We start from the raw sequence: 15,625 nt of genomic DNA, 5'->3' as shown, positions 1-15,625 counted from the left end.
ACTCGGAGGTGATACATTGGACAAATTGGTGATTGAGGGAGGCCGTCCCCTGTCAGGCACCATACGTATCCATGGGGCAAAAAATGCGGCACTACCTATTCTTGCAGCGAGCTTACTAGCACAAGGTAAGGTAGAAATTCGGAATGTGCCCCATCTTTTAGACATTAAGGTCATGCTGCACATCCTTGAAAGACTCGGCTGTACATGCCGACATGAAGAGGAAACGGTATACGTGGATACGTCGTCCGTCCGAACGTTCCAAATTCCGGAAGATTTGATGAAGCAAATGCGCTCATCTATCTTTCTGATGGGACCGCTGCTCGCCAGATATGGAGAAGTTTCCATTTACCAGCCCGGAGGCTGCGCCATAGGCGAGCGCAAAATTGATCTTCACCTAGAGGGCTTAAAAGCTCTTGGCGCAGAGATAGAGGAAAAAGACGAGCAAATTACGTTTCGAGCCCAAAAGCTAATCGGCTCGGACATCCACATGGATTTCCCGAGTGTAGGTGCAACGGAAAATATTATGATGGCCGCTGCGTTGGCTGAAGGACGAACAACGATCACCAATGCAGCGAGGGAACCGGAGATTCAGGATCTACAAAACTTCTTGAATGCCATGGGAGCCCGCATTATCGGTGCTGGAACTGACACGATTACAATCACGGGCGTTAGTCGTCTAAATCCGTGTACGTATGAGGTCATTCCTGACCGCATAGTAGCTGGAACGGTTATGATCGCAGCTGCAGCAACGCGAGGAAGTGTGTCGCTGACCCACTGCAATCCATCCCACTTGTCTGCTCTGATTCACGTCCTCAGGCGGGCTGGTGTTCAAATCGGCATCTTGAATGATATAATGACCGTAAGTTGTATGAGTCGGCCCAAAGCAGTGGAGAGGATCGTTACCTCACCTTACCCGTCTTTTCCGACGGATTTGCAATCTCAGGTCATGGTTCTGCTATCTTTGGCGGACGGATTCAGTGTCATGAAAGAGACCGTCTTCGAGAGCCGATTCAAACATGTGGATGAACTAAATGTAATGGGTGCTGATATTACGGTTGATGCAAATGCTGCTTTTATAAGAGGAGTTTCTCGTCTGTACGGGGCTACGGTAGAGGCTACCGATCTGCGGGCAGGGGCTGCGCTGGTCATAGCGGGTCTAGCGGCTCAAGGACGTACCATTGTCGAGCAGGTTCATCATATTGACAGAGGGTATGACCGGATCGAACGTCTTTTCCAGGGACTGGGTGCCCGAATGAGCCGTCAGTCTCCGGTGCCGGAGCAACTGGATTTCGTAAATTAATGCCTGTAATGTCCCTCCGTTAACGGGGGGACAAAAGGCTTTTGTGGAGAGAAGCTATGCCAAATGCTCAAATACCTGTTCTTAAAAAGAACAGAACGAAAAAAAGAACAAGCCGGAAGATTGCCATTCTTCTCATTTTGTTGTTTATCGTACTGCTCGCTGTTCTCTTTTTCCGTTCTTCGTTGAGTCGGGTTTCTGAAATTCGTTTTGATGGTAATGTATTTTCGACCCGAGATCAGCTTCTTAATCGAAGCGGTCTGGCTGTTGGAGATCAGTATTTCGGAGTCAGTTCATCCGACATTTCTGAGAAACTGCGGGAAATTCAATCGATACAGCAAGTCACAGTGGACAAGCAGTTTCCGGGTATTATTGCTATTCACATTAAAGAGTTTGCTACGGTCGCTTACGAGTTGCAGAGTGACGGGAGCCTTCGTGCTATTCTAGCGAATGGGACAAGCGTGGGCGTGGGGAGTAGCGGAATAGCCGTTGAGAAGCCTATTTTGACCAAATGGAAATCTGATGATCCGTACAAAGCGAAGCTGTGTGATGCTTTATCACGCATTCCGGGGGAATGGACTGCCGATATTTCGGAAATCATTCCTGCGCCAATTCCTTCTTTTCCGGACCGCATCAAAATGTACACACGTTCCCAGTTTGAGGTTATTACAACCGTTTCTCTACTGAATTCTAAAATCAGCTATTTGAATCAGGTGCTAGAAACAGAAGATCCAGGTTTGATCACAATGTTGGAGGCGGATTCCTACGTTCCGTTCAAACCAGATACGAGTGAAGAGAGCCAAGAAAAAGATACTACTCAGTGATGTGAAAAAATGCTAGAATTGATTTTATGGGTAATAGACTTGCCTCCTTCTTTTTTCTTCAAATTTTTATGTGACTGCAACCATAAATTGGCTTCTAAAAAATTTGTAGAAAAAAGAGGGAAAGCATGGAGTTTGTTGAATATGTACAGAGTGTGTTTAAAGAACGAAATTCATTTTGGAGTCAGGAGGTGCCACAGACTTGAGCAACAATGACATCATTGTTAGTTTGGACATCGGTACATCCAAAGTTCGGGCTATTATTGGGGAAATGAATAATGGAACCTTTAATATTATTGGAGTTGGATCTGCCGACTCGGAAGGGATTCGCAAAGGTGCAATTGTAGACATTGATCAAACCGTGCAATCAATCCGTAACGCCGTGGATCACGCAGAACGCATGGTTGGTATTCAAATAACAGAAGTGTATGTGGGGATTTCAGGCAATCATATTGGCCTGCAAAATAGTCATGGCGTAGTAGCCGTGTCCAACGAGGACCGTGAAATCGGTGAGGAGGACATTGAGCGTGTACTGAAGGCAGCTGAAGTTATTGCCGTACCACCGGAGAGAGAAATTATTGACGTGGTAGCCAAACAGTATGTCGTGGATGGCCTAGAAGGCATTCAGGACCCTCGCGGTATGATCGGAGTTCGTCTCGAAGTAGAGGCTACGATTGTTACTGGAGGCAAGACCCCGATACATAATCTGTTGCGCTGCGTTGAGAAAGCGGGCTTGAGGATTAAAGATCTGGTCTTGCTGCCTCTTGGAGCCGGACAATTGTCTCTTTCGAAGGATGAAAAGGTGATGGGTTCGGTGCTAGTGGATATTGGCGCAGGTTCAACGAATGTTGCCATTTTCCAGGAAGGAACGATTGTTGCCACATCAACACTTCCGATTGGTGGAGAATTTGTAACCAATGATATTGCCTACGGACTGAGAACCCTTACCGATCAAGCCGAAAAAGTAAAGCTTAAATACGGCTGCGCATGGTATGATGATGCGGCAGCCGATGTCGTCTTTAAAGTGACTCGTATCGGCAGTAATGTGGATAAGGAGTTCAACCAGCAGGATTTGGCTGCTATTATTGAGCCGAGAGTGCAGGAAATTTTTCAACTCATTCAGGCGGAAGTTAAGCGCTTAGGTTACACAGAGCTTCCGGGAGGTTATATACTTACCGGGGGCACCGTCTCCATGCCTGGTGTACTTCAGGTGGCACAAAGCGAACTGGCCGCTTCCGTAAGGATCGCCGTACCTGATTTTATCGGTGTAAGGGATCCGGGCTACACGAGCGGAGTTGGAATCTTGCATAATGCTATTCGTTACTATCGCGGAAGATCGACTAGCGTTAGCAACAGTGGCGGAAGTACCAAGAAGCCGACTAACCGAACCAAAAACAGTAGTCCCGCTGCGGAAGGCGAGCAAAAGCAGGGGTTGATTGAACGCTTAAAAAATATGTTCAGTGAATTTATATAACGTTCATTGCTAATTATGCCAATCATGGACGGGCCATCCATGCACATTGAGGGGGAGATGGAATAGTATGTTGGAATTTGATTTTGAAATGGAGAGCTTGGCTCAAATTAAAGTGATCGGCGTCGGAGGCGGCGGCAGCAATGCGGTTAACCGAATGATCGAAAATGGTGTTCAGGGTGTGGAGTTCATTACAGTCAATACAGATGCCCAGGCACTTCATTTAGCGAAGTCTGAGCATAAGCTTCAAATTGGCGATAAGCTGACCCGCGGTCTGGGTGCCGGCGCTAACCCGGATGTGGGTAAGAAAGCGGCTGAAGAGTCGCGTGAGCTCATTATGAATACGCTCAAAGGTGCGGATATGGTATTCGTAACGGCGGGAATGGGTGGCGGTACTGGAACCGGGGCGGCTCCTGTCATTGCTGAAATTGCCAAGGAATGTGGCGCGCTGACTGTAGGCGTGGTAACCCGACCATTCACGTTTGAAGGGCGTAAGCGCTCCAATCAAGCCGAACTTGGTATTGAGGGATTAAAAGAAAAAGTAGACACCTTGATTGTAATCCCGAATGACCGCTTGCTTGAAATTGTGGACAAGAAAACCCCAATGTTGGAAGCATTCCGTGAAGCGGACAATGTTTTGCGTCAGGCGGTACAAGGTATCTCAGATTTGATTGCTGTACCGGGTCTAATCAACCTTGACTTTGCTGACGTTAAGACGATCATGACGGAGCGTGGCTCCGCTTTGATGGGGATTGGCGAAGCAACTGGTGAAAATCGTGCGGCTGAAGCAGCACGCAAGGCGATCATGAGCCCGTTGTTGGAGACATCCATTGAAGGTGCTCGTGGTGTGATTATGAACATCACTGGCGGCAACAACCTGTCTCTGTATGAGGTTAATGAGGCAGCTGAAATCGTAACATCGGCTTCCGATCCGGAAGTAAACATGATTTTCGGTGCTATCATTGACGAAGAGTTGAAAGAAGAGATCAAGGTTACCGTCATTGCCACTGGCTTTGAAGGCAAGCCAAGTCAACCGACACCGGGACGTAAACCGGCAGCCAACCCGGCTACTTCCGAATCGGCGGAAAAAGGCTCTCCTAACTTGCGTCCATTTGGTAACACTCAAAGCAGTGACCAATTAGACATTCCTACATTCTTACGTAACCGTTCGCGTAATAATAATAACGATAACTAGTTTCAATTCAGACTGCCCGCATTCTCCCTGAGAGATGCGGGCTTCTTTCTGTTTTCTGTCTCCTGCAGTTCAGGCGCTTCTCCTCTTTCCGACAAAATTAGTCGGTCACCGTCCCCACCGTTAGACAGACTTTGAACAGCATGACTACTATACTTAAGCCTATCCTGCAAACGCTGGGCGGGTGAAGCCTTGGTTGTTTATATCGACTTGATTTTTTTGGCCAATTTGTTCATTGATGCTGTGCTGCTGATGGTCACCGCCTGGATGAGAAAAATCCGTCCAGTGTGGTGGAGATTGATGGCTTCAGCTGGAATCGGCGCAATGTACGTGGTCATGATGTTTGTACCGGAACTGTCTTTTTTATTTACGTTCCTGATCAAACTGGCATTATCGGTCATAATGCTGCTGGTGGCTTTTGGATTTGGCAGCATGCAAAAGTATCTTCGTACAATGGGTGCTTTTTACATGATCAATTTTGTAGCTGCAGGTGGCATTTTGGGGATGCATTATTTTCTCCAAAATACGGGGGAATTATTTAATGGTATCTGGTACACCGCTTCGGGAGGAATGTCCTTTGAACTAAAAATCGCATTCTGGTTTATTTTATGCGCATTTGGCGGAGTGATGCTTTTCTTTCGTATTGTGCAGTCCTCAAAGCAGCGCACAGAAAGGATGAGTGGGTTTCTGGGACAAGTGCAGGTGTGGATTGGGCAGGATCATATTGAGTGTACAGGCTTGTTGGATACAGGTAACCAGCTCTATGATCCTTTGACCCGAACCCCGGTAATGGTCATGGAGGCGGCTTTGTGGGAATCGTATTTGCCCGCCTCGTGGCTCCAAAAATGTTCTGAGGGTAATGTTGACCAACTGGTGATGGAACTGGGGGATGAATCGTTTAGCTGGCAGGATCGTGTCCGTCTCGTTCCCTATCGTGGAATTAACCGCAATCATTCCTTTATGCTGGCCCTTAAACCAGACCGGGTAGAGGTGGTGATGAATGGGGTTCATTTTGTACATCATCGAGTGTTGATTGGCTTGGACGGGGGGACATTGTCGGCAGAGGGTAAGTATCGCGCCATCATCCACCCGGATGTGACGGCACAAGAAGAGGGCAGTGCTGATACCAACCAGAAACGAGATGCACATTTTAGTGAGCATTTTACAGAATCAGGATGACGGAGCATAAACACAAAATGATGTTTGAAGGCGACGAGAAACATCCAATGGTGAAATGGACGGAGCACAGCTGGATTTGCACTATTTTCAAAAGGGGGAGAATGATATGCGGGAACAGATGAAATTGAAGATGAAAATTAGGTTAGCGTTGCAATTGCAATATTATCGTATTTTATTTTTATTTGGGCTGAAAAGTGAAGAAATTTATTATATTGGCGGCAGCGAGGCGCTCCCCCCACCGCTGACGAGAGACGAAGAAGAATATTTGCTGGGAAAACTTTCTTCTGGAGATGCAGCAGTACGGTCGATGCTAATCGAAAGAAATTTGCGGTTAGTCGTATATATTGCCCGTAAATTTGAGAATACGGGAATCAACATTGAAGATCTCGTATCCATCGGGGCTATTGGATTAATCAAAGCGGTTAACACTTTTGATCCAGAGAAGAAAATCAAACTTGCCACATATGCGTCTCGATGCATTGAGAATGAGATTTTGATGTACTTACGTCGCAATAGTAAAACGAGAACGGAAGTTTCTTTTGATGAGCCTCTGAATATTGATTGGGACGGTAATGAATTGTTGCTTTCCGATGTGATGGGGACGGAAAATGATACCATTTACCGTAATATTGAGGAGCAGGTGGACCGTAAATTACTGCATAAGGCTTTGGATAAGTTGACGGATCGAGAGCGTTTGATTATGGAGCTGCGCTTCGGCTTACAAGACGGAGAAGAGAAGACACAGAAGGATGTTGCTGACCTGTTGGGTATCTCGCAATCGTATATTTCGCGTCTGGAAAAGCGAATTATAAAGCGCTTACGAAAAGAATTTAATAAAATGGTATAATGCATGGGTATATCCGGAAGCGATGGAAACGGCGAATAAAAAAATGCCCTCAGGAGATAATGTACATTAATGTTGCTCCTTGGGAGGTAAGACACGATGACCCGAAATAAAGTGGAAATTTGCGGTGTGGATACCGCCAAACTGCCGGTATTAACCAATGCAGAAATGCGCGAGTTGTTCACATCACTTCAGCAAAATAATGAACGATCAGCCAGAGAAAAATTGGTTAACGGCAATCTCCGGCTCGTCCTGAGTGTGATTCAACGATTTAACAATCGGGGAGAGTTTGTGGACGATTTGTTTCAGGTAGGATGTATCGGCCTAATGAAGGCAATTGATAATTTTGACCTTTCGCAAAACGTAAAGTTCTCCACTTATGCGGTGCCGATGATTATCGGAGAGATCCGCCGTTATTTGCGGGATAACAATCCGATCCGTGTATCCCGTTCGTTACGGGATATTGCATATAAGGCGCTTCAGGTGCGGGACAGTCTGACGAATCTGAACTCGCGAGAACCAACGATTTTTGAAATTTCAGAGGCACTGAATGTGCCTAAAGAAGACGTTGTGTTCGCGTTGGATGCGATTCAGGATCCGGTTTCGCTGTTCGAGCCGATATATCACGACGGGGGCGACCCAATCTATGTGATGGATCAGATCAGTGATGACAGAAATAAAGACGTCTCATGGATTGAGGAAATCGCTCTGCGGGAAGCGATGCATCGCCTGGGCCAGCGTGAAAAGATGATATTGTCTATGCGTTTTTATGAAGGAAAGACGCAAATGGAGGTTGCCGACGAAATCGGTATCTCTCAAGCCCAGGTTTCAAGATTAGAGAAGTCGGCTATACAACAAATGCAAAAACATGTAAAGTCCTAATGAAATGGATGCTTGAATGATTTCAGCGATAAAAACGATCCTACCCGGATCGTTTTTGCGTTTACAGGACATTTTTTGGGCTCTTCCGCTCATATAGTGAAATAAAGGATGTGATGCGTGTGAGTGCACCGGAAACGTCAGTAAGAGCAATGAAAATTTCCGAGTTTCAAACCAAGGATGTCATTAACATTGTAGATGGGCGACGTCTAGGACAAATCAGTGATTTGGAGATTGACGTGCGGCAGGGGAAAATTGAAGCCATTGTGGTTCCAGGCAGTAGCCGTTTTATGGGCTGGTTTGGAGGGGGAAGCGAGTTGGTCATTCCATGGCGCAACATTGTGAAAATTGGTTCGGATGTTGTGCTTGTACGGCTGGAAGGATTGCATGAGCCGCCGGGTGAAGGGGAGGAAAAGTTGTATATCGAACGTCAGGAGCGGAGTGACCGAAGGGGCCTCTGAACTTGCAAATCTACGTATTTTAGTGCGTTGTGAAGACACGGCGGCGGCTTTTTGGTACACTGGGCAGTAGAGGTGAGAATGAATGGAACCATTTGTAGTGAATACCGAGGCTACGGGGGCTACGCCAATGCAAGATGGCGGACGTCCCGTACCGGAGTTGTTATATATTCAATCTTGGGAGCGGCAGGTTCAGAGATTAACAGCGGGTTTTACAGGTCGTCATGGCGGTGTTAGTGAGGTTCCCTACGCTAGTCTAAACTGTGCGTTTCATGTAGGGGATGACCCCGAGAAAGTCATTCGCAACCGTCGACTCATTGCTGAGCAACTTGGTTTTGCTGCTGAAGCATGGACGTGCGGTGAGCAGGTTCATGGTCATCATGTTGCTGTAGTCAAGGCTGCTGATCGCGGGCGGGGCTTTATGGATCGTGCATCCGCTTTTCAGGACACAGATGGACTATTGACGAATGTACCTGGCATTTTGCTGACGTCTTTTTATGCAGACTGTGTACCATTATATTTTTGTGATCCAGTACGCCGTGTAATTGGGTTGGCGCATGCAGGCTGGAAGGGAACCGTTGCGGAAATCGCATTGAAAATGGTACAGACCATGCAAAACGAATATGGATCTCAGCCGTCTGATATACTAGCAGCTATTGGTCCTTCCATTGGCTCTGAATCCTATGAGGTGGATGAGCACGTGATGAGCCAAATTCGGGTTTTGGAGCATGATTGCCCGGGTAATGATAAATGGGAAGGATCTGTTTACTTCCCCTTAACCGACGGAAAAACACTACTTGACTTGAAACAATGCAATCGACACATTATGATGAAAGCAGGAATATTGCCGAGCCATATCGAATGTACTACCTTATGCACGAGTAGCCGTAGCGATTTGTTTTTTTCATATCGCAAGGAAGATGGCGTTACAGGAAGAATGGCGAGCTGGATTGGTCTGGAAGAGAGGTGAGTCCTCCCGTGTCTTTGGAGGAACGAATTAAAGAAGTGAATGCCCGTGTAGAGGCGGCATGTGCCCGTAGTGGACGTTCGTGTGATGAAGTTAATGTGATCGCTGTCACGAAATATGTTTCGGCGGCGACAATGACATCTGTATTGGATAGCAACTTGGAGCATGTGGGCGAAAATCGCTGGCAGGATGCTGCGGATAAATGGAGCAAGTTGGGTGACCGGGGAACATGGCATTTTATTGGTCATCTCCAAACGAATAAGGTTAAAGATGTGATTGGAAAATTTAAATTTATACATTCGCTTGATCGCTTATCGCTCGCTCAGGAATTGGACAAGAAGGCAGCCGCTCTGGGACTGCGAGTTAAAGCTTTTGTGCAAGTCAATATCTCTGGGGAAATGTCCAAATATGGCTTGTCCTCTGAGGCAGTTGTCCCCTTCTTGGAACAAATTCGTGAGTTGGAACATGTGGACGTGATTGGCTTGATGACGATGGCTCCTCATGAGGAAGACCCGGAAAAAACTCGGCCTGTGTTTCGGGGATTGCGAGAATTACGGGATAGGTTAAATGGACAAGCCTTGACCAGAGAACCCATCGTTCACTTGTCTATGGGGATGTCCAATGATTTTGAAGTGGCGGTTGAAGAGGGAGCGACCTGGCTGCGGCTTGGTTCCGTACTGGTCGGACGAGAGGAGGATTTCCATTGGGCGTAATGAATAAGTTCATGAACTTTCTGGGACTTCAGGAAGAAGAGGAAGTTATAGAGCGAGAGGTTATGAATACGCCGGAAGATCAAGAAATTGAAACCCCAAGCTTTGATAAACGTAAGAACCAGAAGGGCACTAATGTAGTCAGCATCCATTCACAGAAAAATGTGAAAGTTGTCCTGTATGAGCCGCGTTCTTATGATGAAGCACAGGAAATTGCCGACCATATCCGTTCCCATCGCACCGTCGTAGTTAATTTGCAACGAATTCGCAAGGATCAGGCGCTGCGCATTATTGATTTTTTGAGTGGTACTGTGTATGCACTGGGTGGTGGTATTTCCAAGGTCGGGAACAATATTTTTCTGTGTACACCAGATACGGTTGAGATTCAAGGCTCTATTACGGAGATATTGGCTGACACTGAACAAGAACTTAACAGAATGAGGTGAACTTTTCTTGATCGAGGTAATTTACTGGCTATTTCAGATTTATTCGTACATGATCATTGCATATGTTCTGCTGTCATGGCTTCCTAATGCCAGAGAGAGTGTGATTGGTGATTTACTTGCCAAGTTTGTGGAGCCGTATTTGTCTCCTTTTCGCAGGTTTATACCGCCAATCTTTGGGATGATTGATATTTCTCCCATCGTTGCGCTGATTGCTCTGCGTTTTGCGTCGTACGGTTTGATTTCTTTAATTGGTAATTTCGTCTAGGAGGAGTTATGCGAACTGAGATTTATGAGCATTTTCACCCGGATGAACGGGACTATGTGGATCGCGCTTCCGAATGGATCAGTCACGCGGGAGCTTATCATGAGCAGAAGCTGACTGATTTTTTGGACCCGCGCCAACAGTACATATTGGAGACACTTGCTTCGAAGGAAGATAAGGTCACGATTAGGGTAGATGGCGGATACATGGCTTCGGAACGAAAGCGGGCGCTGATTGCGCCCGATTATTCGTATTTGGACGGTGAGGAGATGGGGATTCAGGTCCTTTCCATCACATCTGACGATCATAAAATAGGTACCCTTGAGCACGGTGATTATCTAGGTGCCCTACTGGGACTTGGGATCAAACGTGGGAAAATCGGGGACATTCATGTACTGGATGATGGGTGCCATGTATTGGTAGCTTCAGAGATCGGTGATTTTATGACGATGCATTTGCAGCAGGTACATCGTGTCCATGTATGGACAGAACTGTTGCCTGTAGCGAGTCTGCGAACGAAGGAAGTTGCATTAGAGGCGCTAGATCTGACGGTCGCTTCTTTGCGCCTGGACGGTATTACCAGCGATGTGTACAAGCTAAGCCGCAGTAAAATATTAACACCGATTCGGGCGGGACGGTGCCGAGTAAATTGGAAGGTGGAGGAGAATCCATCCACTCCACTTAAAGCTGGGGACGTTATTTCCATGCAGGGTTTTGGGCGTTTCAAAGTGCTTGAAACAGACGGGATGACAAAAAAGGGAAGATTCCGTGTCAAAATTGGTAAGTTTGTATAGCTGTAGGCAGGATTCACGAGCTTTCTGTCGAAAGAATTAAGCTATAGCGAAGAACTGGAACGATTTTGCTCTGTACAGTATTCACAAAACGGGGTATGATGACCGATAGATGATAGTGAGCGTCGTGACGCGGAAAATGTATTTTTTGTCAATCTTATAGGAGGTGGACGGCATGCCATTAACGCCATTGGATATACATAACAAGGAATTTGCCCGCCGGCTTCGCGGTTATGATGAGGATCAGGTTAATGAATTTTTGGATCAGGTGATCAAAGATTACGAGGGCGTTATTCGTGAAAATAAAGAACTGAGCACCGAGTTGTTGAACGTACAGGAGAAGCTCGATCATTTCGCGACGATTGAGGATACGCTGAGTAAGACGATTATCGTAGCGCAGGAAGCCGCAGATGAAGTTCGTAACAACGCCAAGAAAGAATCCCAACTGATCGTGAAGGAAGCGGAAAAAAATGCGGACCGTATTGTGAACGAAGCATTGTCCAAATCCCGCAAGATCGCGTTGGAGGTCGAAGAACTGAAGAAGCAGGCATCGATTTATCGAGCACGGTTTCGTACACTGGTGGAAGCACAGCTTGACTTGTTAAGTCAAGACGGCTGGGAAGCCCTTGAAAACCGGGAACGCGAAGTACTGGAGCGCGAACGTGAGATGAAAGAAATTTACTAATTTCATTTCTGACAAGCTTTTATTAGGCGTTGTTAGGGTTGACTTTTATCTTTAAACAGGCTATAACTGTAAATACTATACTGAATTCAATGATTATCCGTCCGTCGGCTGATGGTTGTTATTCAAGGCAACGATGTTGCTGATTTAATATTTGATGAATTTAACATGTTTAATTCGTTGATGGGAACGAGTACGTCATGATTTGTCCCTCAGAGAGTTGGCCTTCTGGTGCAAGCCAACGTTCAGAACATGACCGAAGATCCTCCCGGAGAAGTGAGCTGAAGCGCTTAAGATTATGGCGTGTGTAAGCAATCACCGTTTGCCATGCGTTATAATGGCGCCCTGCTGTAGTTGAGTGGGGCTCAGAGAGCCGTGATGAGACTGTATTTTTAATGGTCTGTTTTTACGGAATCAGGGTGGTAACGCGAGCACAGCCTCGTCCCTTTACAGGGATGGGGCTTTTTTTGTTGCTTTTTTTAGGAAATGCTAGGGAAATCAATGATGAGCAGAGAGGGAGTATGACGGTATGAACAGAGTGGATGTTAAAGAAAAAGCACGGTCCCGTGACCTGCGCATCCTAAGCAAATGGAAGCAGGAGGACACATTCCGTAAATCTATCACCAATCGTGAAGGGAAGCCAAATTTTGTGTTTTATGACGGCCCACCAACAGCTAACGGTAAACCGCATATCGGTCACATGCTGGGCCGTGTAATTAAGGATTTTGTCGGCCGCTATCAGACGATGAAGGGATATCGCGTCGTACGTAAGGCTGGCTGGGATACGCATGGCTTGCCTGTAGAATTGGGTGTACAAAAGCAATTGGGGATCTCCCACAAACCTGAAATTGAAGAATACGGTGTTGAGAAGTTTATTAAAAAATGTAAGGCGAGTGTGTTTGAGTATGAGCAACAATGGCGTGATCTAACCGAAGCGATCGGATACTGGACAGACCTCGATAACCCTTACATTACTTTAGATAATAACTATATCGAGAGCGTATGGAACATTTTGGCGACAATTCATGAAAAAGATCTGCTGTATCGTGGTCATCGTGTGAGTCCGTATTGCCCGGATTGTCAGACGACGCTAAGTTCTCATGAAGTAGCGCAGGGCTACAAAGATGTAAAGGATCTGAGTGCCACAGCCAAATTCAAGCTGCATAGCAGTGGTGAATTTGTACTGGCTTGGACGACAACACCTTGGACCTTGCCGAGTCACGTGGCGCTCGCCGTCAACCCTGAACTGGAATATGCACGTGTGAAGCAGGAAGATGGTGTATACATCGTTGCTAAAAATCTGGTTGAGGACGTAATTAAAGGCGATCATGAAGTGATTGGTACGCTATCCGGTTCAGAACTGGTTGGCCAAACTTATACTCCGCCATTTACGTATTTTCAGGTTGAGAAGGGTAATCAGATTCTGGGTGCGAAGTTCGTTACAGACTCCAGCGGTACAGGTATCGTTCACATGGCTCCGGCGCATGGTGAGGATGATTACAGGGTATGTCGTGAAAATGGTGTTGAATTCATCAACGTGGTGGATCTCCAAGGTAACTATGTAGAGGAAATTACTGATTTTGCAGGTCGTTTTGTGAAAGACTGTGATGTAGATATTGTTAAAATGCTGTCCGAAAAAGGTTTGCTGTACAGCAAGGAAAAATACGAGCATAGCTATCCGTTCTGCTGGCGTTGCGATACTCCATTATTGTACTACGCTATGGACAGCTGGTTTATCAAAACAACTGCGATCAAGGATCAACTGATTGCCAACAACAGCGAAGTTGAATGGTACCCGGGTCATATACGTGAAGGCCGTTTCGGAAAATTTTTGGAGGAACTGGTGGATTGGAATATCAGTCGCGATCGCTATTGGGGTACACCGCTAAACATCTGGGTTTGTGAGGAAACTGGAGAACAGTTTGCTCCGCATAGTATTGCTGAATTGAGGGAACGTGCGATTGGCGACGTACCAGCGGACATCGAACTGCACAAACCATATGTAGATGATATTAAGGTTCGTAGCCAATGTGGTAAATACGAAATGACTCGTACACCGGAAGTGATCGACGTATGGTTCGATAGCGGCTCTATGCCATTTGCGCAGCATCATTATCCTTTTGAAAATAATGAAACGTTCGAACAGCAATTTCCGGCAGATATGATCTGTGAAGGGATTGACCAGACTCGTGGCTGGTTCTATAGCCTGCTTGCGGTTTCGACTATGCTGACTGGCAAAGCTCCTTATAAAGCTGTCATGGCGACAGGCCATGTACTGGATGAACAGGGGCAGAAAATGTCTAAATCCAAGGGGAATGTTATTGATCCGTGGGAAGTGATTGATGAGTACGGTACAGATGCTTTCCGCTGGGCATTGCTGTCCGATAGTGCACCATGGAATAGCAAACGTTTTTCCAAAGGCATTGTAGGTGAGGCTAAATCGAAGCTGGTGGATACGCTTGTAAATACACACGCCTTTCTGACCTTGTATGCGGATATCGACGGATTCGATCCGGCACAGCATCCGTTCAAACCATCGGCCCATAAGTTGGATCGCTGGATTTTGTCCCGTCTGAACAGCCTCATTTTGGTAGTGGACAAAGCGCTGGCTGTAAATGACTTCCTGAACTCATCTAAAGCAATTGAGTCGTTTGTGGATGAGCTGAGCAACTGGTATATCCGTCGTTCACGCGACCGATTCTGGGGCAATGGTCTTACAGAAGATAAGCTGGATGCATACCGTACACTGACCGAAGTGCTGTTAACGACTGCCAAACTACTTGCGCCGTTTACACCACTGCTTGCAGAGGATATTTACCTCAACCTGAGCAACGGGGAAAGTGTTCATCTGGATGATTATCCGACTACCAATGAGTCCTTGATCGATCTGGAACTGGAACGAGACATGGAAACGGCACGTCGTGTCGTCGAATTGGCGCGTAACGTCCGCAACGAAACAGGTTTGAAAACGCGTCAACCGTTGTCCGAGTTGATTCTGTCCATGGATCAGGATTTTGAACTGAGTGGCTATGAGGAAATCATCAAAGATGAGATTAACGTGAAGCATATTCATGTTGAGACGGACGATAGTGGCTTTGTAGATTTTACACTGAAACTGAATTTGAAAGTAGCAGGCAAGAAATACGGTAAAAATGTCGGTTTCCTACAAAACTTTTTCAAAGGAATGTCTGCTGAGGATACCCGTTCTGTTGTAGAAAAAGGAGTGTTAAACGTCGCTTCTCCAGAAGGTGAAGAACTGCAAGTTACGGCCGAAGAATTGCTGGTAGAGAAAAAAGCGAAAGAAGGCTTCGCTTCTGCTTCCGGTTATGGCTTAACGGTAGCGTTGAACACGGACATTACACCGGAACTGGAGCAAGAGGGCTGGGTACGTGAAGTGGTTCGTGCGGTACAGGATTATCGTAAAAAACTGGATCTGCCGATTGAAAAGTATGTGGCGTTGACGTTGGATGTAGATAACGAGCTGCGTCTGGCCATTGAAAGCTTCGACTCTGTATTGCGTGAGAACGTATTGGTTACTACTGTGACATTTGGTCAAGCCGAACCAGCAGAACATGTGGAAGTGAACGGTAAAACCATCAGCGTTCATATTGGGGAATAATTACAAG

Annotated in this window: 15 protein-coding genes and 1 other annotated feature; all 15 genes read left to right on the top strand. The window is 46.4% G+C overall.

From position 1 onward, the window contains the following. Positions 1-16: 16 nt before the first annotated feature. The 15 genes from murA (at position 17) to ileS (ending at position 15,618) form a co-directional block, all read left to right on the top strand. On the top strand, positions 17-1,300 hold the full coding sequence (murA, locus tag AC5ELV_RS07960) for a UDP-N-acetylglucosamine 1-carboxyvinyltransferase (protein ID WP_493429775.1): 1,284 nt from the start codon (positions 17-19) through the stop codon (positions 1,298-1,300). Between the two features lie 56 nt (positions 1,301-1,356). Next, positions 1,357-2,121, top strand: a complete 765-nt coding sequence (locus AC5ELV_RS07955) for a cell division protein FtsQ/DivIB (RefSeq protein ID WP_069010282.1) — start codon at positions 1,357-1,359, stop codon at positions 2,119-2,121. Positions 2,122-2,320: 199 nt separating this feature from the next. After that, positions 2,321-3,592: a cell division protein FtsA gene (gene ftsA, locus AC5ELV_RS07950; RefSeq protein WP_493429774.1), complete on the top strand. Its 1,272-nt coding sequence runs from the start codon at positions 2,321-2,323 to the stop codon at positions 3,590-3,592. 67 nt (positions 3,593-3,659) lie between these two features. Further along, positions 3,660-4,784 carry a cell division protein FtsZ gene (ftsZ, locus tag AC5ELV_RS07945; RefSeq protein ID WP_484668753.1) on the top strand — a complete coding sequence of 375 codons (1,125 nt, stop codon included), beginning with the start codon at positions 3,660-3,662 and terminating at the stop codon, positions 4,782-4,784. A 189-nt stretch (positions 4,785-4,973) separates the two neighbouring features. After that, a complete protein-coding gene (gene spoIIGA, locus AC5ELV_RS07940; protein ID WP_493429773.1) occupies positions 4,974-5,960 on the top strand; it encodes a sigma-E processing peptidase SpoIIGA in 987 nt (328 codons plus the stop codon). Positions 5,961-6,066: 106 nt separating this feature from the next. Next, positions 6,067-6,807 carry an RNA polymerase sporulation sigma factor SigE gene (sigE, locus tag AC5ELV_RS07935; protein WP_013311082.1) on the top strand — a complete coding sequence of 247 codons (741 nt, stop codon included), beginning with the start codon at positions 6,067-6,069 and terminating at the stop codon, positions 6,805-6,807. A 96-nt stretch (positions 6,808-6,903) separates the two neighbouring features. Beyond that, positions 6,904-7,686, top strand: coding sequence for an RNA polymerase sporulation sigma factor SigG (gene sigG, locus AC5ELV_RS07930; protein ID WP_007431182.1), 783 nt, complete (start codon positions 6,904-6,906; stop codon positions 7,684-7,686). 119 nt (positions 7,687-7,805) lie between these two features. Further along, positions 7,806-8,144: a YlmC/YmxH family sporulation protein gene (locus AC5ELV_RS07925; protein ID WP_025718640.1), complete on the top strand. Its 339-nt coding sequence runs from the start codon at positions 7,806-7,808 to the stop codon at positions 8,142-8,144. A gap of 82 nt (positions 8,145-8,226) precedes the next feature. Then, a complete protein-coding gene (pgeF, locus tag AC5ELV_RS07920; protein ID WP_493429772.1) occupies positions 8,227-9,111 on the top strand; it encodes a peptidoglycan editing factor PgeF in 885 nt (294 codons plus the stop codon). An 8-nt stretch (positions 9,112-9,119) separates the two neighbouring features. Further along, positions 9,120-9,821, top strand: coding sequence for a YggS family pyridoxal phosphate-dependent enzyme (locus tag AC5ELV_RS07915; RefSeq protein WP_493429771.1), 702 nt, complete (start codon positions 9,120-9,122; stop codon positions 9,819-9,821). Beyond that, on the top strand, positions 9,812-10,264 hold the full coding sequence (locus AC5ELV_RS07910; RefSeq protein ID WP_013311078.1) for a cell division protein SepF: 453 nt from the start codon (positions 9,812-9,814) through the stop codon (positions 10,262-10,264). The genes AC5ELV_RS07915 and AC5ELV_RS07910 overlap by 10 nt, the downstream gene beginning before the upstream one ends. Before the next feature lie 7 nt (positions 10,265-10,271). Next, positions 10,272-10,529, top strand: a complete 258-nt coding sequence (locus AC5ELV_RS07905) for a YggT family protein (RefSeq protein WP_023989436.1) — start codon at positions 10,272-10,274, stop codon at positions 10,527-10,529. 8 nt (positions 10,530-10,537) lie between these two features. Then, entirely contained in the window at positions 10,538-11,320 is a 783-nt protein-coding gene (locus AC5ELV_RS07900) for a YlmH family RNA-binding protein (RefSeq protein ID WP_493429770.1), read from the top strand. Between the two features lie 172 nt (positions 11,321-11,492). After that, complete coding sequence (locus AC5ELV_RS07895) at positions 11,493-12,002, top strand: DivIVA domain-containing protein (protein WP_023989434.1); 510 nt, start codon at positions 11,493-11,495, stop codon at positions 12,000-12,002. Positions 12,003-12,170: 168 nt separating this feature from the next. Next, positions 12,171-12,449: a binding site (T-box leader), on the top strand. Between the two features lie 79 nt (positions 12,450-12,528). Beyond that, positions 12,529-15,618 (top strand): isoleucine--tRNA ligase, encoded by a 3,090-nt coding sequence (gene ileS, locus AC5ELV_RS07890; RefSeq protein ID WP_493429769.1) that lies wholly within the window; start codon positions 12,529-12,531, stop codon positions 15,616-15,618. The last annotated feature ends 7 nt before the right edge of the window (positions 15,619-15,625 follow it).

It is taken from the genome of Paenibacillus sp. NMA1017 (assembly GCF_058895805.1).
Note: the sequence above shows the minus strand (reverse complement) of the source record. Positions and strands in the feature narration are given on the sequence as shown.

Coding starts and splice junctions, on each gene's coding strand:
- AC5ELV_RS07955 (WP_069010282.1), top strand. CDS start 1,357: ATGCCAAATGCTCAAATACCTGTTCTTAAAAAGAACAGAACGAAAAAA.
- ftsZ (WP_484668753.1), top strand. CDS start 3,660: ATGTTGGAATTTGATTTTGAAATGGAGAGCTTGGCTCAAATTAAAGTG.
- sigE (WP_013311082.1), top strand. CDS start 6,067: ATGCGGGAACAGATGAAATTGAAGATGAAAATTAGGTTAGCGTTGCAA.
- sigG (WP_007431182.1), top strand. CDS start 6,904: ATGACCCGAAATAAAGTGGAAATTTGCGGTGTGGATACCGCCAAACTG.
- pgeF (WP_493429772.1), top strand. CDS start 8,227: ATGGAACCATTTGTAGTGAATACCGAGGCTACGGGGGCTACGCCAATG.
- AC5ELV_RS07900 (WP_493429770.1), top strand. CDS start 10,538: ATGCGAACTGAGATTTATGAGCATTTTCACCCGGATGAACGGGACTAT.
- AC5ELV_RS07895 (WP_023989434.1), top strand. CDS start 11,493: ATGCCATTAACGCCATTGGATATACATAACAAGGAATTTGCCCGCCGG.
- ileS (WP_493429769.1), top strand. CDS start 12,529: ATGAACAGAGTGGATGTTAAAGAAAAAGCACGGTCCCGTGACCTGCGC.